General features: G+C 53.6%; 23 protein-coding genes. 5 read left to right on the forward strand and 18 right to left on the reverse strand.

Annotated features, from left to right (window positions below):
* Positions 1 to 172 precede the first annotated feature (172 nt).
* Together IEW12_RS10235 and IEW12_RS10240 are read right to left on the reverse strand one after the other, a co-directional pair.
* Positions 173 to 844 (reverse strand): type 1 glutamine amidotransferase domain-containing protein, encoded by a 672-nt coding sequence (locus IEW12_RS10235; RefSeq protein WP_188565963.1) that lies wholly within the window; start codon positions 842 to 844, stop codon positions 173 to 175.
* Positions 845 to 982: 138 nt separating this feature from the next.
* Positions 983 to 1,285 (reverse strand): DUF1330 domain-containing protein, encoded by a 303-nt coding sequence (locus IEW12_RS10240; protein ID WP_188565964.1) that lies wholly within the window; start codon positions 1,283 to 1,285, stop codon positions 983 to 985.
* Positions 1,286 to 1,847: 562 nt separating this feature from the next.
* On the opposite strand from IEW12_RS10240, the gene IEW12_RS29190 reads away from it, so the two are divergent.
* From IEW12_RS29190 to rpmG, 3 genes are all read left to right on the forward strand, one after another.
* Positions 1,848 to 1,895: a hypothetical protein gene (locus IEW12_RS29190; protein ID WP_503826891.1), complete on the forward strand. Its 48-nt coding sequence runs from the start codon at positions 1,848 to 1,850 to the stop codon at positions 1,893 to 1,895.
* Positions 1,896 to 2,035: 140 nt separating this feature from the next.
* The gene (gene rpmB / locus IEW12_RS10245) at positions 2,036 to 2,272 is read left to right on the forward strand and encodes a 50S ribosomal protein L28 (protein WP_188565965.1); all 237 of its coding nucleotides are present in this window, start codon (positions 2,036 to 2,038) and stop codon (positions 2,270 to 2,272) included.
* Positions 2,273 to 2,297: 25 nt separating this feature from the next.
* Complete coding sequence (gene rpmG, locus IEW12_RS10250) at positions 2,298 to 2,465, forward strand: 50S ribosomal protein L33 (RefSeq protein ID WP_110257750.1); 168 nt, start codon at positions 2,298 to 2,300, stop codon at positions 2,463 to 2,465.
* 278 nt (positions 2,466 to 2,743) lie between these two features.
* Here rpmG and IEW12_RS10255 read toward each other — a convergent pair whose 3' ends face one another.
* The 16 genes from IEW12_RS10255 to IEW12_RS10330 form a co-directional block, all read right to left on the reverse strand.
* Positions 2,744 to 3,946, reverse strand: coding sequence for a DesA family fatty acid desaturase (locus IEW12_RS10255; RefSeq protein WP_229751031.1), 1,203 nt, complete (start codon positions 3,944 to 3,946; stop codon positions 2,744 to 2,746).
* Between the two features lie 101 nt (positions 3,947 to 4,047).
* Positions 4,048 to 5,361, reverse strand: a complete 1,314-nt coding sequence (locus IEW12_RS10260; protein WP_188565966.1) for a mechanosensitive ion channel family protein — start codon at positions 5,359 to 5,361, stop codon at positions 4,048 to 4,050.
* 193 nt (positions 5,362 to 5,554) lie between these two features.
* Entirely contained in the window at positions 5,555 to 6,862 is a 1,308-nt protein-coding gene (locus IEW12_RS10265) for an RsmB/NOP family class I SAM-dependent RNA methyltransferase (protein ID WP_188565967.1), read from the reverse strand.
* A gap of 82 nt (positions 6,863 to 6,944) precedes the next feature.
* On the reverse strand, positions 6,945 to 7,559 hold the full coding sequence (gene purN, locus IEW12_RS10270) for a phosphoribosylglycinamide formyltransferase (protein WP_188565968.1): 615 nt from the start codon (positions 7,557 to 7,559) through the stop codon (positions 6,945 to 6,947).
* A gap of 100 nt (positions 7,560 to 7,659) precedes the next feature.
* Positions 7,660 to 8,121, reverse strand: coding sequence for a barstar family protein (locus IEW12_RS10275; RefSeq protein ID WP_229751032.1), 462 nt, complete (start codon positions 8,119 to 8,121; stop codon positions 7,660 to 7,662).
* Positions 8,122 to 8,166: 45 nt separating this feature from the next.
* On the reverse strand, positions 8,167 to 8,547 hold the full coding sequence (locus IEW12_RS10280; protein WP_188565970.1) for a ribonuclease: 381 nt from the start codon (positions 8,545 to 8,547) through the stop codon (positions 8,167 to 8,169).
* A gap of 130 nt (positions 8,548 to 8,677) precedes the next feature.
* On the reverse strand, positions 8,678 to 9,880 hold the full coding sequence (locus IEW12_RS10285; protein ID WP_188565971.1) for a patatin-like phospholipase family protein: 1,203 nt from the start codon (positions 9,878 to 9,880) through the stop codon (positions 8,678 to 8,680).
* Between the two features lie 72 nt (positions 9,881 to 9,952).
* Positions 9,953 to 11,761, reverse strand: a complete 1,809-nt coding sequence (gene ggt / locus IEW12_RS10290; protein ID WP_188566775.1) for a gamma-glutamyltransferase — start codon at positions 11,759 to 11,761, stop codon at positions 9,953 to 9,955.
* 81 nt (positions 11,762 to 11,842) lie between these two features.
* Positions 11,843 to 12,601, reverse strand: a complete 759-nt coding sequence (locus IEW12_RS10295; RefSeq protein WP_188565972.1) for a 3-hydroxyacyl-CoA dehydrogenase — start codon at positions 12,599 to 12,601, stop codon at positions 11,843 to 11,845.
* Between the two features lie 221 nt (positions 12,602 to 12,822).
* A complete protein-coding gene (locus IEW12_RS10300; RefSeq protein ID WP_188565973.1) occupies positions 12,823 to 15,081 on the reverse strand; it encodes a sodium-translocating pyrophosphatase in 2,259 nt (752 codons plus the stop codon).
* Positions 15,082 to 15,386: 305 nt separating this feature from the next.
* Positions 15,387 to 16,043 (reverse strand): adenylate kinase, encoded by a 657-nt coding sequence (gene adk, locus IEW12_RS10305; RefSeq protein WP_188565974.1) that lies wholly within the window; start codon positions 16,041 to 16,043, stop codon positions 15,387 to 15,389.
* A gap of 310 nt (positions 16,044 to 16,353) precedes the next feature.
* Positions 16,354 to 17,106, reverse strand: coding sequence for a 3-deoxy-manno-octulosonate cytidylyltransferase (gene kdsB, locus IEW12_RS10310; RefSeq protein WP_188565975.1), 753 nt, complete (start codon positions 17,104 to 17,106; stop codon positions 16,354 to 16,356).
* Between the two features lies 1 nt (position 17,107).
* Positions 17,108 to 17,290 carry a Trm112 family protein gene (locus IEW12_RS10315; protein WP_188565976.1) on the reverse strand — a complete coding sequence of 61 codons (183 nt, stop codon included), beginning with the start codon at positions 17,288 to 17,290 and terminating at the stop codon, positions 17,108 to 17,110.
* The gene (gene lpxK / locus IEW12_RS10320) at positions 17,271 to 18,317 is read right to left on the reverse strand and encodes a tetraacyldisaccharide 4'-kinase (protein ID WP_188566776.1); all 1,047 of its coding nucleotides are present in this window, start codon (positions 18,315 to 18,317) and stop codon (positions 17,271 to 17,273) included. Before lpxK ends, IEW12_RS10315 begins: the two co-directional genes overlap by 20 nt.
* Positions 18,318 to 18,477: 160 nt before the next feature.
* Positions 18,478 to 18,921 (reverse strand): ExbD/TolR family protein, encoded by a 444-nt coding sequence (locus IEW12_RS10325; RefSeq protein WP_188565977.1) that lies wholly within the window; start codon positions 18,919 to 18,921, stop codon positions 18,478 to 18,480.
* Between the two features lies 1 nt (position 18,922).
* Positions 18,923 to 19,528: a MotA/TolQ/ExbB proton channel family protein gene (locus IEW12_RS10330; RefSeq protein ID WP_188565978.1), complete on the reverse strand. Its 606-nt coding sequence runs from the start codon at positions 19,526 to 19,528 to the stop codon at positions 18,923 to 18,925.
* 1,044 nt (positions 19,529 to 20,572) lie between these two features.
* Here IEW12_RS10330 and xseA point away from each other — a divergent pair.
* Complete coding sequence (xseA, locus tag IEW12_RS10335) at positions 20,573 to 21,934, forward strand: exodeoxyribonuclease VII large subunit (protein WP_188565979.1); 1,362 nt, start codon at positions 20,573 to 20,575, stop codon at positions 21,932 to 21,934.
* A 263-nt stretch (positions 21,935 to 22,197) separates the two neighbouring features.
* On the forward strand, positions 22,198 to 22,776 hold the full coding sequence (gene sodB / locus IEW12_RS10340) for a superoxide dismutase [Fe] (RefSeq protein ID WP_188565980.1): 579 nt from the start codon (positions 22,198 to 22,200) through the stop codon (positions 22,774 to 22,776).
* Positions 22,777 to 22,890: the final 114 nt, after the last annotated feature.

The following is a 22,890-nucleotide window of genomic DNA, read 5'->3' on the forward strand; positions in this document are numbered from 1 at the left end:
CTCCTTTCACTTGTGAACCCATCTATCCGAACCATTCAGACGCAGCGAAGCAGTCACGGAAGCTCTATAGTCTCAGTTCCCTGCGGCACACTTTGGACTGCACGGAACTGAAAGATTGCCAAAGCCACCATCAGTCACAGTCATTTTCCCAAAGGGAATTGGGGTAGCGCAGTTACCCACGCAGCGCTTTGACAATTTCCTCGGCCATTGGACCTCCTGATGCAGGGTTCTGTCCGGTAAACAAACGCCCGTCTACGACAACCTTGGGTTGCCATGGTTCGACAGAGGAGAATTGCGCCCCCTCCTTGACAAGTGCATCTTCCAAAAGGAAGGGTACATCGTCCTTAGCGTAATCAAATTCTTCCTTGTTGGAAAAGCCAGTTACTTTCTTCCCCTTAACGAGTGAGGAGCCGTCTTTAAGCGTAACGCCGAGCAGTGCGCAGGGGCCGTGGCATACCGCTGAAACCAGCAATCCTCCGTCCCAGGCTCGCGCAACCGCAGACTTTACTCCGGGATCAGTCGCCACGTCGGCCATTGGACCAAGACCGCCAGGTACCAGGATAGCGTCATAGTCAAGCACATCCACTTCGGATAATTTGCGGCTCTTGCCGAGCCGGCGAATAGATTTACTGTTGCGGAAAGCCACCTGGACAGGATCTTTCTCGTCATAGCCATCTTCTGAGGGCTTGCCACCCAATGGAGACGCATACTCCACAGCGATACCATTTTTCTCAAACACTTCGAGTGGATGCGCAATTTCGGGAAAGAAGAATCCGGTGGGACGTTTGTTTGGGCCGATAAAGTGCGTGTTAGTCACGATGAACAGGATATGTTTCAAGCTCATGTCAATCTCCTACAGGTAGAAAGTAAGGACCGTCTTACTTCAAAATAACTTCGAAGAAGGAATACCTCTTGTCTTAGCCCTGATGCATTAGAGATCGTCAGAGCCAGGCAAAATCTATGTCTGCCGCGGCAACTCTACTTAAGCCGGGTTGACATCGCTGCCTTCGACCAACAAGAGACGGTATTTCGCGCCCTTCAACCGGTGCTGGCGGGCCTCCTGATACGCGGGACTTTCGTACCATGCGTGCGCAGCTGCCATGTCGGGGAAACGCAGTATCGCGACGCCATCCGTTGCCGCGCCCTCTAGTACGTCGAGCTTGCCGTAGAATGCTACGCGGGCAATGTCGTGACCTGCACGTGCGGCAGGCGCGGTTTGCGCGTATTTGTCCATCTCCGCGGCATCGACAACACTCTCACGGATGAAGATAACGTAAGCAGACATTGCAAGCTCCTTTAAGCAGATTAGAATTCCTGCGCCACGGGACGAAGGACAATTTCATTGATGTCAAAAACTTGAGCTTGCTCAATGGCGAAAGCGATAGTGCGCGCAACGGAATTGGCTAGTATCGCCATCTGTAATCAGAACCACTTTACCTTGCACACCATTATTCATCCCGTTTCCCCTTGTTGCTGGGGCAAGGCAACGTCGACTGCTAGCTAACATCGAATCCAAGTTTAGCAATAGCAACTAACGGGGCATTTTTTAGAATTTTCGTTGCCAACCGCAACCCTGATATTGAACAGCACTGCTGCGCGCACAGGAAGCGAACCCATGAATGACTTGAGAGGGCATTAATATTGGATGCAACAAGGCTAACGATCAAGATAGTATAGGCCTTGATGAATAAATGTTAAAAATGGTAAAAACACTATCATCCTGGTACTCAAGCACCGTTCAGGCTCCTGCGAGCCCAGCAATGCCAATATCAGCCTGACGTAGACTTTGAAACAAGCGCTGTCGTTGCAGGATACTGATATGTATAAGGCTGCTGGACCATTTTATTATCGCCAATCCGCACCTGTATTCCTTTGCCGAACATGGCCAAATCTAGGCTTTTCTCTATGAAAATCCAAATTGTTAAATCTTAAAAATCAATAAGACACAATTAATTTACGCAAGTCGTTGATAATTCGCAGAATTTTCGTTATACTCACGTTTTTTCCAATTCTGGAAACCACTAAGGAGTTAAGCATGGCACGTGTCTGCCAAGTTACTGGGAAGGGGCCAATGGTTGGCAACAACGTTTCCCACGCTAATAACAAAACTAAACGTCGTTTCTTGCCTAACCTGCAAAATCGTCGCTTTTTCGTAGAATCTGAGAATCGCTGGGTTTCCCTGCGTTTGTCTAACGCTGGCCTGCGTATTATTGACAAAATCGGCATCGATGCCGTTTTGGTTGATCTGCGTGCTCGCGGCGAAAAAGTTTAAGCGAAACTATTGTTAGGAAAATATCATGGCTAAATCTGGTCGCGACAAAATCAAACTGGAATCGACTGCTGGTACGGGTCATTTCTACACAACATCCAAAAACAAGCGCACTATGCCTGAAAAAATGGAGATCATGAAGTTTGATCCCAAGGCTCGTAAGCACGTTATCTACAAAGAAACCAAGATCAAGTAATCTTCGTTTTTTTGTCAAAGAATCCCTGCTGTTGTATTCGCGGGGATTTTTTTCGTCTGTCGCAAACTCTACGCACTTTACCAACAAAACAACTCCCGGAACTCAGGCTCTTGATAGGGATAGGTATTGATAGCCTCCTACCCCAGCCTTCCCCTACTTATCACTCGGCCACTTTGGCAGCAAGCAGCCCGCCTGCACCTTTCATTGACAGACAAAGCATCGAACAATAAAAAACGGCGCCTCAAGCGCCGTTTTTTTACCAACTCAAACTCAGGCTATTACGCGTAGCTGCGCAGCCTGCGGGAGAAGTCATGCAAAGCCTGGATACCGGAGGCTTCTGCGCGGGTGCACCAGTCTTGCAGCTGATGAACCAGTTGCTCGCGGCTGACTGTAGAACGTTCCCAGATCAGACCGAGTTCAACACGCATGTCATGCATGGTTTTCAATGCCTTGCTATGCGCCAGCACTTCAGACAGATGCTGCTGCTGTGGCGCTTCCAATTTGGTCGGTTCACGCTGCAGGAACTTCTTGGCAGACTTCAGGAAGCCGGCTTCGAACTCGCTCTTTTCACGCAAATGGGCAATCTCATCACTCCAGGTGCGGCGCAGGGATTTCGCATATTTGGACATTACGTCATAGCGATTGGTAATCACGGCCTGCAGTGTTTCCATATCGATAGAGGATTTGATCTCCGCGAATTTAGGCGCTGGAGCCACTTTCTTGACCTTGGCCAGACCCACGATTTCCATCATGCGGATATACATCCAGCCGATATCGAACTCGTACCATTTGGACGACAGCTTTGCTGATGTACCAAAGGTGTGGTGATTATTATGCAGTTCTTCACCTCCAATGATGATGCCCAAAGGCAGGATGTTCCTGGATGCATCAACGCAATCGTAATTGCGGTAACCCCAGTAGTGACCGATACCATTGATGATGCCGGCAGCAGTAATAGGGATCCACAGCATTTGCACTGCCCAGACAGTGACGCCAATCGCGCCAAACAGCAGGATGTCGATGATCAGCATCAGTGCCACGCCCTGCCAGCTATATTTGGTGTACAGGTTGCTCTCGATCCAGTCATCCGGCGTGCCGTGACCGTACTTTTGCAGGGTTTCCTTGTTTTTGGATTCGGCGCGATACAACTCGGCACCTTGCCAGAATACTTTTTTAATGCCACGTGTCACAGGGCTGTGCGGATCTTCTTCTGTTTCGCACTTGGCGTGGTGCTTGCGGTGAACGGCTGCCCATTCCTTGGTGACTTGACCCGTGGTCAGCCACAGCCAGAAACGGAAAAAGTGGCTAGGGATAGCATGCAAATCCAGTGCACGGTGCGCCTGGCAGCGGTGCAAGAAGATCGTAACGCTGGCAATCGTGATATGTGTCACTACCGCCGTAAAGATAAAAACTTGCCAACCAGTGGCACGGGTAATGCCATTTGACAGGAAATCAACTACGGTTTCAATAAAAGTGCTCAAAATGACATGTACTCCTTGGTTAATGACACTATCTCAGCGTATTTCTATCGCTATAAGCGGCAAAGTATATATATTTTTTTCCGCATTGTACGTGATTTTTTTCACTTCTGGTCTGAAACTTTATCAGGTGCATTGTTAATCAAAGTCACAACCCGTTGTGCATAAGGCAATTCCACCTTGCGCTCTTGCAAAAGTTTCCACACAGCGCGATTCACGTCAGAGATCACGCCTGTGCGCCCGTTTTCAGGATCGCTGATCCAGAACCCCAATCTCAGTTCCAATCCATCCGCACCAAATTTGACCAAATAGGCCGATGGCGAAGATTCCTTGGAGACACGTGCGATGGTTGTTGCTGTTTCTACCAGAAGCGGCAGAAGTGCCTCGACATCGGTGTTATAGGCAACCACAAGATCAGTAGAGACCCAAACCGAGCGGTCGCTCAGCGAATAGTTCTGCACCGGATTGGAGACCAGCATTTCATTCGGGATGACTGACTCGCCACCATCCAGGCCCTTCAGCACCGTATACCTGGTATTGATCTGGGTGACTTTGCCATTGTATTTATCCACGGTAATGATGTCGCCGATGGACATACTCCTATCCAGCAGGATGATGAAGCCGGACACATAGCTGCTGGTAATTTTTTGCAAGCCGAAGCCCAGGCCGACACCCAGCGCACCGCCAAATACTGATAGCACCGTCAGATCAATACCTACCAAGGTCAGACTAACAAGGATGGCAACCAGGATAAGTACGGCACGGCCGGTGCGTGACAGTACGACACGCAGCGACATGTGCATATTGGGCAACTGCATAAGCTTGGTTTCCAACGCAGCGCTTGCCCACAAGGCGGCTATCATTGTTACCAGCACCGATGCAATAGCTTGCAATATCGTCAACAAAGAAACTTTGTTATGCGCCAAGGGCAGTTTTGTGTCATCCAGCAGATCGAACAGGTCTTGCCACAGGCCAGTAAAGTGCAGAATCAACCCCAGCCAGACCAGGCCGGCAAACAGCTTTTCAAACACGGCCAGGAAAGTACCGATCTCACCATCACGCACGAAGGTGCGGCGGAAGATATAAAAGCCGAGACGTATCAACGCCAGCGAGCCTATCAGCGGAATCAGCACAGTCAATAAATGCACGGGCTGCCATCTGCCCAATACGGCTCTGGCGATAAAGATCAGGCCCAGGGTCAGCATCAATTGCAGAGCATGGAAGAAGCGGTCTACCCTGAGCTTTTCAGCCTTGCTCTGATCAAGCTCTTTCTTGGTGAATAGCTTGGTCAGCAGCCTTGCGAGATACCAGCCCAGGCCCCAGCACAGCAAGACGGCCACCACTTGCCATACGAAATTAGTATTGCGCAAATCATCGGACAAGTCCGACAGCAAGGTCGTTAACAGGGGTGTGCTCATAGTGGGAGACTGGCTAATGGGAGTGAATCCATTGGAAATAAATCCGTTTATTTACACAGGCGTGGCGTGGCAAACAAGGATTATCACTGATGCAAGGGATTTTGTGTGCGTTGAATAATTGCTTACGGCGAAGTTCCCGATGAAACTACGCAAGACATGCTGCCCCGGCTTAGCGGAGCAGCATTGGAGCCTGTTAGTCTTCTTCGACTTCCGCTTCCGAGACTTCGGCTTCAGGCTTTGCCGCCAATTTGTTCCTTTGCAGGATGGCCGCGAAGAAGCCGTCCGTCTGATGAACGTGCGGCAGTAATTTCAGATAGTCGCCCATTTCCAGCTCTACTTTTTGCTCAGCCAGAATCTTCGATGCGGGGATCAGTTCAAAATCAGGATGCGTTGCCAGGAAGCCTTGCACAATGCCTTCATTTTCTTCATCCAGCACGCTGCAAGTTGCATACACCAAGCGGCCGCCGGCTTTGACCATGCGCGCAGCACCGGCCAGGATGGAGCTCTGCTTAACGTTCAGCTCAGCAATGCCGTCCGGGGTCTGACGCCATTTGACGTCAGGGTTGCGGCGCAAGGTGCCCAGTCCGCTGCACGGTGCATCAACCAGCACGCGGTCCAGCTTGCCTGCCAGCCGTTTGATCTTCGCATCTTTTTCATGCGCGATGACGACCGGATGCACATTCGACAAACCGCTGCGCGCCAGACGCGGCTTCAGCTTGGTCAGGCGTTTTTCGGAAACATCGAACGCATACAGACGCCCGGTATTGCGCATCATTGCCCCCAGAGCCAAAGTCTTGCCGCCGGCACCGGCGCAAAAGTCCGCTACCATCTCACCGCGCTTGGCGCCAACCAGTTGGGCCAGCAACTGACTACCTTCATCCTGCACTTCTATCGTGCCGTCTTTAAACAGCGGCAGATTCTGGATAGAAGGTTTTTTCTTGATGCGCAAGCCGGTTGCCGAATAAGGCGTAGGCTCGGCAATGATAGGCGCAGCCGCCAGCGATGCAATCACGTCTTCGCGGTTGGACTTCATCGTATTGACACGCAAGTCCAGCGACGCCGGGGTATTCAGCGATTCTGCCAATTGCAAGGCTTCCGCCTCACCCAGCTTGGCAACGAATTTATCCCAGACCCATGCAGGCATATTGGACTTCATCGCCAACGACAGGTGCGAACGGTCAATTTCCATCACGCGCGTCAGCCATTGCGTTTCTTCTTCGCTCAGGCCGCCGAGTGAATCTACGCCGACCGCATCAGCCAAGCCCAGCAAGGTGAGGCGGCGCATCGCGGGGCCGACACCGGATTCGGAAAAACTGGTGTACACCGATTTATTGCGCAGCAGGCCGTAAATCGCTTCGGCAATTACGCCCCTTTCACGCGAGCCCAGTTTGGGATGGTCGCGAAAATAGCGCGACAGCGTGACGTCGGCAGGGCCGGTAAAGCGCAGTATTTCACGTAAAACTTCTTCGGCATGGCCGACGATGGCAGGAGGTAATCTCATGCTGCTTCCTTATAATTTCTTGTTGATACCTGAAAACTCAAAGAACTGCTTCCGCGAGTACATCGGGCATGACGGATGGGGTTCAGGCGGCGTCTTTGGCGATATGCACCAAGTCGCCGTCCAGTGTCAGCTTGCCCTCGACAAACCAGCGCACTGCCCTTGGATAAATGACGTGCTCTTCGACCAGTACACGTTCAGCCAGGCTTTCCTCGCTGTCCCCTGGCAAGACCGGCACTGCCGCCTGGGCAATGATAGGGCCATGATCCAGTTCAGGCGTGACGAAATGCACCGTTGTTCCATGGATCTTGACGCCGGCAGTCAAAGCCTGCCTGTGCGTTGCAAGCCCGGTAAAGCTGGGGAGCAAGGAGGGATGGATATTCACCATCCTGCCTGCATAATGCGCCACAAAAGACGTGGTCAGGATACGCATGAATCCCGCCAGCACGACCAGATCGGGAGCAAACTGATCTATCTGCTGTTGCAGTGCCTGGTCGAAGGCTTCCCGCGAAGAAAAATCCTTGTTGGCGACAACTGCGGTGGCAATACCCAGGCCGGCGGCATAGTCGAGGCCGCTGGCATCGGCTTTATTACTGATTACGGCGACAATTTCGGCAGGCCATTGCTCATTTCTCGCTGCCTGGACAATGGCTTGCATATTGCTGCCACGTCCTGAAATTAATATGACAATCTTTCTCATGGCGGCATTGTACCGCTGTCCGGAGCCAAGCCCAAATAAAAATGCCGGGCTTGAGGCCCCGGCATTATGCATTTCACAAGAAATTTAGCTTATTGCAAGCTCATTCGAAGGAATAAAACACGCGGAAAGCGACCTTTTTGTCTGCCCAGAAATCAGCCGCATCGCGGAACACATCCAGCAGGGTTTCCCGGGCTTCCTTGTCAAATTTTGCGGTATTGGGAAGCTGCTCCAGTACGATCACAAAGCCGGACTGCGGGCCCGCCTTGTAGGGCAAATCTGTCAGGCAATCGGAGAGTGCATCAAAATTCTTGGCAAAATGCCGGGGAAAACCGAAGGACTGCGCAATCTTGCCCAGCACCTGCTGCTTGGTGCTGGCTTCGAGGCAATATGCATAGAGGAAGTGCTGGCCCTGCTTGGCAGCTTGCGACTGCAAATCGCAAATCCTGAACGCGCGTATCGACTGCACCACGTTAGGCGCGACACTTGCCAGCAAATTTTCTCCATCCTCCGGTACTGCTATGCTCATTGGGTCCCTTGTTGAATTCATCAGCCTTTGCGGCAAAGCATGCGCTATGCGCGCCAGTGCCCCTAATGCTCTTAGTGCGCTTTATTCGCGGATCTTCCTGAAAGATTCGTAATGATCGTCGGTGTAATAATATTCACCCGAGGTTCTGGGTTCGCCGCCTGCAATGATACGGCGGACGCCGCGATTCCTGGCCCGGGGAGTTTTCACCGTGTATTCATGATAGTAGCCTCGCTTTTGCTTGGGCAACCTGGCTTCATAGTTGCCAAATACGACGCCATCCTTGTCATACGCAAATGGGCCGCCCTGCTTGATCAGCATCAGCGTGGTTCTTGCCTCCGGCGGCAAATCCGCGATGCTGACGCTGCCCGTTAGCGGAGCCTCCCTCGCAAAGACGGAGACTGACAATACGAGCATTGCCAGGAAAGCGGTCCATTTTTTCAGGATTGTTGCATTCAGTGTCATAGCGGCTTTTTAGTGCAACAAATACAAATCAGGCCCATAGGGTAAGGTTTTTTTTTCAGTGAATCAACCAAAATTATTTAATTAATAATATTTTCCTGTAGAAGCAAATGCCTAAAACACCATACTGCTATCACGCGGATTTTTGCGCCAGGCATTCATCGACAGAAACCGAAAAGAATTTCGACACCTCGTCACGCTTCTCATAGGTATCCTGCTTGCCAAGCTCGATCAATTCCTTCGTATAGCTGGATTCGAACAGCAAATAAGACGCCAGCGCAGAGCCGCGGACCTCGGTTGCCCCTATGCTGCTCAGCATGGTCCTGACCGGTAAAGGCAGGTTGCGGGTATGGCGGCTGGCAATTTCATCCAGCCTCTGCGATGGTGCAATGACCAGGATATCGACCGGTTTGAGCGGCGTCATCTTGCGCAGTTCCGGCGGCAGCATCGCCAGGGTTTTGTTGATGCGCGACAATCTTTCTATATCCACTGCCAGCCCGTCCAGGAAAATGCTGGACATCGCATGGCCTGCAATTTGGGCCAGACTCGGGTAATGTGCAACTTCCGTGCTTTCGCTGGGCGGCTCGCTCAGGCGGCCGGCGCCGATGATCAATACCTTTTCTGCGCCCAGATGGATGGCGGGAGAGATAGGCGCGAGCTGGCGCATGGAGCCGTCGCCACAATATTCGAGCCGCCCTCCCCAGTTCAGTGGAACAGATGGAAAGATAAAAGGAATGGCCGAGGACGCCAGCAAATGCTGCACGCTGATGAAATCCCTTTGCGCCAGCCGCTGGCTGCGCACCCAGGGCTCAATATCTTCCAGGGTCTGGTAAAAGGTCAAGTGATGGCCTGCAGTGTACGAGGAGGCAGTCACCGCCAGCGCGCGCAAGGCGCCGGATGCCAGCGCCTGGTCCAGGCGCGGCAGATCCAGCATGCGGTTCAGCAAATTTTCCAGTGGAGAATTATCCAGCAGTGAATTCGGTGGCGACTTGCGCCATTTGTTCAGCAGCCAGCCAAAAGACATGATGGATAGCCAGCGGGCACCGGAACGTATTACTCCCAGCGAGTCGGCACGATACACCTGGGCCGCCTCAAAATGCTCCCACACGTCGACGATACTATTGATGGCTTCGCCAAAATTATCGGTGCGGCAAGCCAGTGCGGTGGCATTGATGGCGCCCGCAGAGGTGCCGCAAATAATCCCGAAGGGATTGGTATTGCTATGCCAGCCATCGTCCTGCAATATTTCCGAGATGGCTTTCAGCACGCCCACCTGATAGGCAGCACGGGCGCCGCCCCCGGTTAAGATCAGGCCTGTCGTTGCATTCTTATTCATGATGCCCGCTATCTTCGTCTCTGTTTTTTTTCACGATCAAGCTCCAGCCCGTGCAAAATCCTGGAGGCCTGCTTAGTCTCCTGCTGCCACACCCTCGCGCCGCGGATCTGCGGCGCCAAACCAGGCGTCGTGCCCACCCACGCTGGTGCGTGCAATACCATGCAAACCCGAGGTTTGATCAAACACGCGTATATTGTGAGCCTTTGCCTTCAGCGCATCAAGGGTAGCATCCGGAAAGCGCCCACGCTCCAATTCTGTCGCGCCGTTGCGGCTGCCGAAATTGGGCAGATCTATCGCCTGCTGCAGATTCAGCCCCCAATCCAGTTCAGCGATCAAGACCTTTGCCACATAGTTGATAATTGCCGAACCGCCGGGCGAGCCTATCGCCAATACAAACTGCTTGTTTCCCCTGTTAAATACCAGGGTAGGCGACATCGCGCTGCGCGGACGCTTGCCGGCTTGCACCCGATTCGCAATCGGGCCATTTGCATCCTTGTCCAGCGCGGAAAAATCGGTCAGCTGGTTATTCAGCAAAAAGCCGTCCACCATCTGCCTCGAACCAAATGCGTCTTCCACCGAGGTGGTCATCGCCAGCGTATGACCTTCTGCATCAACAATGGACATATGCGAGGTCGACGGCAGTTCGGGCGACTGGTCATTGCCCCATGCCAGTTGCATGCCCGCAGGCGTGCCGGCCTTGGCGATTCCCATGGATTTCTCAGTGATCAGCGCGGCGCGGGAAGCCAGATATTTTTTATCCAGCAAGGGCTGGTAGCTGTTTCCCGGCAAGGGTACAAAATCCGTGTCGGCAATATAGCGGTCGCGGTCCGCATAGGCCAGGCGGCCAGCCTCGGTAAACAAGTGCACGGCTTCAGGATTGAGTACACCGTTCAGCGGTGCTAGTGAACGGATATTGGTGTTTTCCAATATGCCCAGCATCTGCACGATGGCGATCCCGCCGGAGGATGGCGGCGGCATGCCGCATACCGTCCATTTCTCAAAGTCGCCGCATACCGCATCGCGCACCCGTGCCTGGTAAGTCGCCAGGTCTTTCATACTAAGCAAGCCAGGGTTGGCAGCGTGCGCATGTACCTTGTCCACCATGTCTTGCGCGATGCGGCCTGCATAAAATGCCTGCGCACCCTGCTCCGCAACTGCTTTCAGGGTCTTTGCATAATCAGGATTTTTCAGCACATGGCCAACAGGCAAGGCCTCGCCCTGTGCATCATAGAAATAAGCGCGTGCTATCGGGTCCCGTTTCAGGAAACGCTCATCCTGCAGCAGGGTATGCAGGCGTGGGCTGATGGCAAAGCCGTTTTCAGCAAGTTGTATCGCGGGAGAAAAAAGATTTTTCCAGGGAAGTTTGCCGTGCTGCTTATGCGCCAGCTCCAGCATGCGCAATACGCCAGGCACGCCGACCGCACGCCCGCCTATGACGGCATCATAAAATCCCAGTGGTCGTCCGTTAGCGTCTTGAAACAGTTTTTCCGTTGCCGCAGCCGGTGCGGTTTCCCTGCCGTCAAACGCCTGCACCGCCTTGCCGTCAAAATGCAGCATGAAGGCGCCGCCGCCTATCCCGGACGATTGCGGCTCCACCAGGCCAAGCACCATCTGCGTCGCGATAGCGGCATCAATCGCGGAGCCACCCTGCTTCAGCATTTGGTAACCCGCATTCACTGCCAGCGGATTGGCGGCAACCACCATATACTTCTGCGCGACCCAGCCTGTCTTGGCGGTATAGCCGGAGGCAATTTCGGGAGCCTTGCCGGCTTCATAGTGGGCGGCTTGAGCGCCATGCACATCCTGGGCTATACCATGTCCCGCCAGCAGGCCGTTACCGAGCAAGAAAACTGCTAACCTCAAAAAACGCATCGCAACCATCTCCGAAAATAAAAAGGGCAAGCCTGAGCTTGCCCTAGTGTAGTTGCCTGTCATGAAAAAGTCATGCGGCGAAACAATCTATTATTTCGGCTGCATGCGAATCGCGCCGTCCAGGCGTATCGTCTCGCCGTTCAGCATCACGTTTTCAATGATGGATTTGCTCAATTGCGCATATTCATCCGGTTTACCCAGGCGAGGTGGGAACGGTACCATGCGGCCCAGCGCGTCCTGCACCTCTTGCGGCATGCCGAGCAGCATCGGTGTTTCAAAAATACCTGGAGCAATCGTCATCACGCGGATGCCGTTACGGGACAGATCACGTGCCATCGGCAAGGTCAGACCCACTACCGCAGCCTTGGAGGACGCATAGGCAGCCTGTCCGATCTGGCCATCATAGGCAGCAACCGATGCAGTATTGATGATGACGCCGCGCTCACCTTGGTCTGTGGCCTCTGTTGCAGACATTGCTTCCGCCGCCAGGCGCGCCATGTTAAAGGTGCCGATCAGGTTGATATTCACCACGCGCTGGAACACGTCCAGCGGATGCGCGCCATCCTTGCCCACGGTCTTGACCGCAGGTGCGACACCGGCGCAATTGACCAGGCCGCGCAATGTGCCCATCGCAGTTGCCGCAGCAACCACGGCCTTGCCGTCCGCCTCCGATGTCACATCGCACTTGATGAACTTGCCGCCCAATTCGGCTGCGAGTTTCTCACCGGCTTCTACCTGTACGTCAGCCAGCACTACCTTGCCGCCATTAGCGACGATCATGCGGGCAGTCGCCGCGCCCAAGCCGGAAGCACCGCCGGTGATGATAAAAACACTATTCTGAATTTGCATGGATGGTCTCTTTCTTTGTCTCTTCTTGTGAGCGTTTCAACTGAAATCTACTCTAGTTATAGAGAGAATACAGCGAAAATTCTTTGCCTTTTACAAATTTGGCCAGGATTGACGTTTACGTAAACGTAACCACACCCGTATTGTACTCAATTTTCATCGCAAAATAAAAAAAGGCGGCCGCGGCCGCCTTTTGCTGGCAATCAACAACAGCTACACAGCAGCTATTTTGATGCTGAATCCGCCGCCGGTGAACTGGCAGGCGCGCCGGCCGTTGCTGCCGGCTCTGTCGCCGGGACATTGGCCGACATCGTATTTGCAGGCGCCTCGGATGAAGCTGCAGCAGGTTTGGCTTCCATCATCATCGAGTTCGATGCCGGTGGATTTCCTGCCGGCTGCACCAGGGCTGCCGGTGTCTGCGGATGTGCAACCGACTGTGCGACGGCGGCGGGCAATATAGGCACCAGCAACAAGGCCACGATATTGATGATCTTGATCAGCGGATTTACCGCAGGACCAGCCGTGTCCTTGTAAGGATCGCCAACCGTGTCGCCGGTGACCGCAGCCTTATGGGCTTCTGAACCTTTGCCGCCGTGATGACCGTCCTCTATGTATTTCTTCGCGTTGTCCCAGGCACCGCCGCCGGTCGTCATCGAGATCGCAACAAAGAGGCCGGTCACGATGGTACCCATCAGCAAGCCGCCCAGGGCAGCAGGTCCAAGTATCAGCCCCACCAGGATGGGTACTATCACCGGCAGCAAAGACGGAAGTATCATTTCCTTGATGGCCGATGTGGTCAGCATATCGACCGCCTTGTCATACTCCGGCTTGCCGGTACCGTCCATGATGCCCTTGATTTCCTTGAACTGACGCCTGACCTCTACCACCACCGCGCCAGCCGCGCGCCCTACCGCCTCCATGGCCATCGCGGCAAACAGGTAGGGAATCAGGCCGCCGATAAACAAGCCGACAATCACCTGCGGATTGGACAAATCAAAAGCCGTGCTCTTGCCGACGGAATCCAGCGCATGCGTGTAGTCGGCAAACAGCACCAGCGACGCCAGGCCGGCAGAACCGATGGCATAGCCTTTGGTGACCGCCTTGGTCGTATTGCCCACTGCATCCAGCGGATCGGTGATGGCCCTTACGGAAGAAGGCATTTCCGACATTTCGGCGATGCCGCCGGCATTATCGGTAATCGGTCCATACGCATCCAGCGCGACAATGATGCCCGCCATCGACAACATGGAAGTCGCAGCAATTGCAATGCCGTACAGGCCGGCCAGCCAGTATGCAACGATGATCGCAGCGCAGACTGCCAGCACCGGATAGGCCGTGGATTTCATCGATACGCCCAGACCGGCAATGATATTTGTGCCGTGGCCGGTAGTGGAAGCTTGCGCAACGTGCTGCACCGGTTTGAAATCGGTGCCGGTATAGTACTCAGTGATGTAGACCATCAGCCCGGTCAGCACGATGCCGACAACGGTGGAGCCCATCATCGGTACACGCATGGGTTCCGGCATCACCATCCAGGTCACAATCGCAAAGCCGATCAGCGACAGGCCGGCGGCCCACCATAAGCCGGTATACAAAGCCGACATGATTTTCTTGCCCGGCTTGGCCTTGACCATGGAGCAGCCAACGATGGAAGCCAGGATGGATACAGCGCCCAGCAACAAGGGATAGATAATCGCCTGTGTCGTTGCATTGGTGATCACCAATGCGCCCAGCAGCATGGTGGCGATCAGCGTTACGACATAGGTTTCAAACAAATCGGCAGCCATACCAGCGCAGTCGCCGACATTGTCGCCGACGTTATCTGCAATCACCGCAGGATTGCGCGGATCGTCTTCCGGAATACCGGCTTCGACCTTGCCCACCAGATCGGCGCCGACGTCAGCGCCCTTGGTAAAGATACCGCCCCCCAGGCGCGCGAATATCGAAATCAGCGAAGCGCCGAAGGCCAGGCCTATAAGGGGTTTGATCAGGTCGTGCGCAGAGACTGCGGCATCGCCCTGCGGTGCCATGCTCACCAGCACCCAGTAGAAAAGCGTCACGCCCAGAAGTCCCAGGCCCACCACCAGCATGCCGGTGATTGCGCCGCCCCTGAATGCCACATCCAGCGCCTCGTTCATGCCTTTGGTTGCTGCCTGGGCGGTGCGCACATTGGCCCTCACTGACACGTTCATGCCGATGAAGCCACAGGCGCCTGACAATACCGCGCCGACAAGGAAACCCAGCGCGGTAATCAGCCCCAGGCCCGGTATCACGGCAATTGCGATAAAGAGCACGACACCGACAATGGCTATCGTTCTGTACTGCCTGGCCAGATAGGCCGCTGCTCCCTGCTGTATCGCCGCGGCGATATCCTGCATGCGGGCATTTCCTGCATCCTGCCTCAAAATCCAACTGCGCGAAATCAGGCCGTACAGCACGGCGACGATTCCGCATGCGACGACAAACCATAGTCCAGCTACCATGTTGACTCCTCCACTTGTTATGGGCATTTCAGCGTCTGCTTTTGATGGCAGGCGTAAAAATGTTTTTTTATGACGACAAAGTAAAACAACGACGAAACTTCAAGCCTCTGCGATCAGTTGACCGCATCTGAGTCTATGAAAACTACGCACTGCAAAACTTGTACGCTGCCCTTTTTTTATGGAGTGCCCGGGCTGGCTGGATACTTGGCTAAACGAAACCGGAATTAATGTAAGGCTGCCTCTGAATGCTAATTTGACTGCGATTGTATGAACAATAAAAAAGCGGGCAAACAGCCCGCTCTTTTTTACTCGGCCAGTGCCGCGAATGCACTATCGCGGATGGTCTCTACCGGACCAACGCCGGCGATCTTGCGGTATTTCGGCGCGCCTGGCGCTCCTGACTTCGCCCAGTCGCCATAGTAGCTGACCAGCACTTCAGTTTGTTCATGATAGACGGACAGGCGCTTCTTGACGGTTTCTTCCTTGTCGTCGTCACGCTGTATCAGTTCGTCACCGGTGACATCGTCACGGCCTTCCACTTTAGGCGGATTGAATTTGACGTGATACACGCGGCCCGAAGCCGGGTGCACGCGGCGGCCGCTCATGCGGTCAACAATAGCTTCATCCGGAACCGAGATTTCCAGCACATAGTCGATTTTTACGCCGGCATCCTTCATCGCATCTGCCTGGCGTGTGGTGCGTGGAAAGCCGTCGAACAAATAACCATTGGCGCAATCCGCGTCCTGCAGGCGGTCTTTGACCAGGCCGATGATGATGTCGTCGGAAACCAGTCCGCCTGCATCCATCACTTTTTTAGCTTCGATCCCGAGAGGAGTGCCGGCCTTCACAGCGGCGCGCAGCATGTCGCCGGTGGAAATCTGAGGAATATTGAATTTTTCCTTGATGAAATTGGCTTGTGTGCCCTTGCCGGCTCCCGGTGCTCCCAACAAAATAAGACGCATTTTATTTCCTAAGACGAGTTTGAATTCTTACGTACTGCATGTCCCCTGCGGACAACAATACCTTGATGTTGTCGATATTTTATTTTTTCTTTACTTCAATATTACCTGTTTATTTTGCCAGGCTGGCGACCTGCGAAAAAAATTCATGCTACTTATTTTCCGCGGTACTGCGCATTTGAGCCAGACACACATTATTAATAAACAGTAATAACACAGTATCTTTTCACGAAACTTACCACAAAAATTTAAATAATTGATGCTTTGCCATGAAATCAGGCAAGCCAATGATTCATTTTAATGGCGGCAGGACTCAGCTGTAAAACTTCCTGACCCTGATCAGATCCTCTTCCGTGTCCACACCCGGCGCAGGCATGGCCTCTGTCACATGGACCGCAATCGGGTAGCCATTCCATAAAACCCGCAGTTGCTCCAAGGCCTCAATCTGTTCCAGCGGCGAAATGTCAAGACGCGGATATGCCTTCAGGAAATCATTTCTATAAGCATACAAGCCTATATGCCTTAGCGGCGCATAGCCTGCGGGCAATTTATCCCGCGACGCAGCAAATCCATCCCTATGCCAGGGAATCGTTGCGCGAGAAAAATACATTGCGCGCCCGGCCTTATCCAGCACGACCTTGACCACATTGGGATTGAATACCTCTTGCAAGTCATGGATAGGGTGAGCGGCAGTCGCCATCGGTACCTTGTCGCCCACCAAGGCGGCAGTAGAGGCAATCAGACCGGGGTCTATCAAAGGCTCATCGCCCTGCACGTTCACAACGACAGCATCGTCTGCCAGCCCCAATGCCACCGACACTTCTGCAATGCGATCGGTGCCGGATGGATGATCGGGGCGCGTCATGACCGCCTGCACACCATGTTCACGGCACGCGGCCAGGATGTCCGCGTGATCGGTTGCCACCACGACCTGGCTGGCGCCGGACAGCAAGGCGCGCTCCGCAGTGCGTACAACCATGGGCTTGCCGCCCAGATCCGCCAGCGGTTTGTTCGGCAAGCGGGTAGAAGCCAGCCTTGCCGGCACTATCGCTACAAAGGAAGGCATGTCAGCTACCGTCGGCAGGAGCGTTGATCACACGTGCCTGGTCGGCCCACATGATGGGAATATCGTCGCGGATGGGGTAAGCCAGCTTGTCCGCGTTGCAAATCAATTCCTGCGCCGCCTTGTCGTACACCAGCGGTCCCTTACATAAAGGGCAGACCAAGACATCAAGCAAGCGAGCGTCCATTTTGTTTCTCCGAAATTTTTTCCATAAGTTTTACTGCAAAGCCCGCGTCCAGCTGCGCACTGACCGGCACTACCCAAAGCCGCGCATCTTGCTGGAGGGATTTGATTTGCCTACATTTTACTGCATCCTTTTCGGTGATCAGTATCATGTCAGCCTGTACTGTCTGAAAAGGATTATCTGCGAAGTCGTAATGGTCCTGCAGCGGCAATGTCTGCATGTGCACACCGGCAGCACGCAGCATCGCAAAAAAGCGCTCGGGATTTCCTATCCCTGCTGCAGCCACGATAGTCTTCGCGTTTGCCTTCCCATTTGTCTTCGCATCCGCCGCCAGATCCGACAAAGGCATGCTGAACGCAGGATTTGCCAGACTGACGACCTGCTCCGCCAGCAACTGCATGGCCAGCGCATCTGCCGGCACTCCGGGCGCCGCAACACCCGGCTTCGCACCGGACATATTCAATACCGTGAAATCGCTGCGCCGCTGCGCCGGTTCACGCAGGGGGCCTGCCGGAAGCATCCAGCCATTGCCGACTCCGCGCTGGTCAAACAGGATAATTTCCACATCCCTGGCCAGTGCATAGTGCTGCAAGCCATCATCGGAAATGATGATGTCGGTCTGCGGATATTTTTGCAACAGCGCTTGCGCCGCTGCCACTCTGTTACGGCCAACCATGACGGGGCATGCGGCACGCTGTGCAATCAGCAGCGGTTCATCGCCGACCTGGCTGGCCAGCGCGTCAGACGTGACTTCTGTCACCGCACCTGCGTCCGAACCATAGCCGCGCGAGATGACCCCCGGAGTGCGGCCAGCCAGCCGCAACTGCTGTGCCAGCCAGATTGTCAGCGGCGTTTTGCCGGTGCCGCCGACAAAGGTATTTCCCACCACCACCACAGGCACAGGCAAGCGCGTCTGACGCTTGTACCCCATCAGGAACAGGCCGAAACGGAAAGTTACCAGTATCTGGAATAGCTTGGAAAACGGCCAAAGCAAACGCGCTGTCAAACCACGGCGCAGCCATGCCCGCATCAAGCCGGCTTCTAAAAGGGAACGCAAGGACACTCCGAAAGGGAAGTATAAAATACCCGGGGCAGCTGTTGCACCGCCAGGATGCAATACCGCCTATCAGACCCGGTGATGGATGACGCAATCCGCATCCAGCGGAACAGCGCCAGCATCGCCCGGCAGACTATTTTTTATTGCTGGCCTGGGCCGCGAATGTCACCTTGGCCATGCCTGCAATACGCGCAGCCTCCAGCACATCGATCACCGACTGGTGGCTGGTAGCGCGGTCGGCATTGATAATCACGACCGGATCCGGTGCGCCATCCTTGCCGCTGTTCAGCGCAGCAGCCGCCTGCTTCAAGTCTTCCGCCAGCGTGGCAGTATCCAGGAAGGATACCGGCTGGCTATTGATCTTGTAGCGGCCCTGCGCATCAATACCGATATCGATCTGCGCCGGCCTGTCCTGGGATTTCTCTGCATCCGCAGTCGGCAACGTGATCTGCAGCTCAGTAAAACGGCTATAGGTCGTGGTCACCATCAGGAAAATCAGGATCACCAGCAATACGTCAATAAAGGGGATCAGGTTGATCTCGGGATCTTCCCTGCCCTTGCCTTTGCGAAAATTCATCTTATTTTCTCGCGCTGTGGACGATATCGACAAACTTCACTGCCTGTTGCTCCATATCGACAACCAGGCTGTCGACCAGCGCGCGGAAGTGGCGATAGAAAATCAGCGCAGGCATGGCAATCAGCAAGCCGAAGCCGGTGTTGTACAAAGCAACCGAGATACCATGCGCCAACTGGGCGGGATTGGCGCCGGATGCATTTTGCGAACCGAAAATTTCTATCATGCCGACGACGGTACCAAACAAGCCCATCAGCGGCGCCAGGGAGGCGATCGTACCCAGCGTCGTCAGGAAGCGTTCCAGTTCATGCGCAACGGCACCGCCGGCCTCTTCTATCGATTCTTTCATCACATCGCGCGGCGCATCCACGTTGCGCAGTCCTGCTGCCAATACCTTGCCTAACGGGGAATTGGCGGCCAGATGATCAATCACCTCCTGCTTGACTTTGCCTGCCTGATATACCTTGATGACTTCCGCCAGCAAGGTCTTGGGCAAAATACGCTGACGACGCAGCGACAGGGAGCGCTCTATGATCAAAGCCAGGGCAATGATGGAAGCAACCAGCAATAAGTAAATCGGCCAGCCAGCCGCTTGAAGAATAGCGAACAAAAGAAGCTCCTTAAGGGTTCAGTCAATCCAACCCCGCAATGTAGCGTGTTGTGTGCCCTTGAGCAAGCCTTGCCCGGCGAAATGCGACAAACATTGCAGAAGAATTATTTGGCACCAGGCCAGTTTTACACATTTTCTGTGTGCAAGATTGTGGACATCTTTCACATTGGCTTGTAAGTGACTGATTTTATTGAGGATTGAGGTGAAGCTCAAATTTTAGGCAATGGTGAAAGCAAATGACCGCGGCCCTTGCCCGTGATAAAAAATCTCAGTGCGGGCGACCGGCTTGAGGATTTCTTCACAAATTTTGTGGATAAGATTGTGAGCAACGCCGCACGATCGTTCTTAATCCCATGATTTTATTGATGTTTTCGTTAGTGCTCATTTTTTTTGCAGCGGATGCCACCTATGTTCGGAAGTGAATTTTTATTGCGACGGGTGGCACAGTCTCAAGCGGTCGACTACTCAATTTTTTGCACATTAATTGTGGATAAGATTGTGTGCAAGCCAGAAATTTCCTTGCAAGTGACTGATTTCATTCAACATATGCACAGCGCTTATTTATTAGGCATTTCAATAGGAGAAAGCCTTCCCATATCAATCAGGCAACGCTTTCTTTTTTAGCGCAGAAAATAGCCGGCAGTTCCTCACAATTACTGTGGATAAGTTTGTTAGCAAGCCGACCAGATGTTGCTAAGTAATTGATTAAATTAAATAAACCATTTCTGCTCAAATAATAGGCATCTCTGGCAATTCAAATCCGTCAAAACATATTGGTGCAAAGAAAGTTATTCACGAAGCCTATATTCTTATTTGCCCACGGATTCTGTGGATAACTTTGTGAACAATATGAAGATGCGGCACTAAAGTCCTTGATTTGTAAGGATTTTCCTACTTTGCCACATTATTACGCAAAATCAGCTTTTCATTAATAATCAAGCACTTAGCAATATGCAGTGAATCTTTTTTGACATCACCCGCGCTTGATGACATCCTGATGCCCAAACCACGCTTCTGTGGACAGCTTTTTCCTCTCTGACCCGTATGATTCCTGATTCACGCCCGCCATCCCCAGCAATGACGCCATCCGTTCTGACAGTTTCAGCGCTGAACCAAGCAGTTGCTCAACTATTGGAGCGAAACATCCCATTGACGTGGGTTTCCGGCGAAATATCCAATTTCACCCGCGCCGCGTCGGGACATTGGTATTTCACGCTGAAAGACGCCTCTGCCCAGGTCAGGGCCGTCATGTTCCGGGGCCGGGCGCAATATGCCGACTTTATGCCGCGCGAAGGCGACAAGGTGGAAGTCCGGGCACTAGTTACTCTCTATGCACCGCGCGGCGACTACCAGTTGAGCGTGGAAGCAATTCGCCGGGCCGGTATGGGCAATCTTTACGAAGCTTTCCTGCAACTAAAAGCCCGCCTGACGGCAGAGGGCCTATTTGATCCGCAACGCAAACGTCCATTGCCCGCCTTTGTGCGCAGCATAGGCATCGTTACCAGCCCGCAGGCGGCGGCATTGCGAGACATCCTTACTACCCTAAGGCGGCGTGCCCCGCACGTCAGCATCGTGCTGTACCCGACGCCAGTGCAGGGAGAAGGCTCCGCCCAGAAAATTACGCAGGCAATAGACACCGCATCCCGCCGCGCCGAGTGCGACGTGCTGCTGGTCTGCCGCGGCGGAGGCAGCATAGAAGACCTGTGGTCTTTCAATGCGGAGATCGTCGCCAGGGCGATTGCCGCCTGCAGCATGCCTGTTGTTTCCGGGGTCGGCCATGAAACCGATTTTACGATTGCCGACTTTGCTGCCGACGTGCGTGCACCGACGCCAACCGCCGCTGCAGAACTGGCCGCTGCGGCCAGGGCCGATTGGCTGGCAGAGCTGGCGCAGCAAGGCAACGCGCTGCAAAGAGCAATGCGCAGAAGCTTGTCCAGCCATGCACAGACCCTGGACTGGTATACCCGCAGGCTGCAAAGCCCGGCTGCAGCAATTGCCCATAAACGCCTGCAATTGCAAAGCAATTCGCAAAGGCTGGCCTACTCCGCAAGATATCCGCTACAGAAATCGCGCGCACATCTGGCTCAGCTGGAAGCCAGCTTGCGCAATCAGTTGCCGGATACCGATGCCCACAAAGCGCAACTGTCGGAATGGAAACGCCGCTTGTCTGCTGCTTTCGCAAACCAGATGAAAACCGACAAACAGGCACTGGCAACCCTGGAGTCTCAACTGGAATTGCTGAGCCCGCAAAGAACCCTGGAGCGCGGCTATAGCATACTCAGCGACCAGAAAGGCAAGCTGATACGCAGTACCAGGCAATTGCAGCCGCATACCAGTATCCATGTCAGGACCGCTGAGGACAGCGCAGAAGTGGGCATCAGCAGCGTGCAAGCCAGCCTGGAATGAGGCCCGAATGAGAATCACTATCACCAGGTGATAGTGATATTCCCGGGCGGATATATACGCTATCCAAAAGACAATATGCAAAAGGCTGCACTGGCCGTCAGAATGAGCGCGCAATATGGCCGGGCTTTCTAACTGCTCGCACTGGAAGCAACACAAAAGCAGGCCGGCCGCTATTTGGCCTAAAATGCATGCAATTGCTGCAACCGATTCACTTAGCCATTACAATTGAGTTTTTACCGAACCACGAATAAAAAGGATGCACTATGGAACATACCCTACCGGCACTGCCCTATGCACTGGATGCACTCGCTCCACACATTTCCAAGGAAACCCTGGAGTATCACTATGGTAAGCATCATCAGACCTATGTGACCAACCTTAACAACCTGATCAAAGGCACAGAATTCGAAAACTCCACACTGGAAGAAATCGTCAAGAAATCCTCCGGCGGCGTATTCAACAATTCCGCGCAAATCTGGAACCACACTTTCTACTGGAACAGCTTGAAGCCTAACGGCGGCGGCGCTCCAACCGGTGCACTGGCTGATGCAATCAATGCCAAGTGGGGTTCTTTCGATGCATTCAAGGAAGCCTTCACCAAATCTGCAGTCGGCAACTTCGGTTCCAGCTGGACCTGGCTGGTGAAAAAAGCCGACGGCACACTGGACATCGTCAACACCTCCAATGCAGCAACGCCACTGACTACTGCTGACACAGCACTGGTCACTTGCGATCTGTGGGAACACGCTTACTACATCGACTACCGCAATGTACGTCCTAAATACCTTGAAGCGTTCTGGGCATTGGTGAACTGGGATTTCGCAGCGAAAAACCTGGCGTAATTTGGATACCGTTGTTCGCCCGGAACAAAGCTAGGAACTAGCTTATCGAGTAGTTCGCGTCCATCCCGGGCCACAAAGAAAATGAAAAGGCTACAGCGTTTCGCTTGTAGTCTT

It is taken from the genome of Parundibacterium terreum (genome assembly GCF_014636315.1).
Taxonomy (GTDB): Bacteria; Pseudomonadota; Gammaproteobacteria; order Burkholderiales; family Burkholderiaceae_D; genus Undibacterium; species Undibacterium terreum.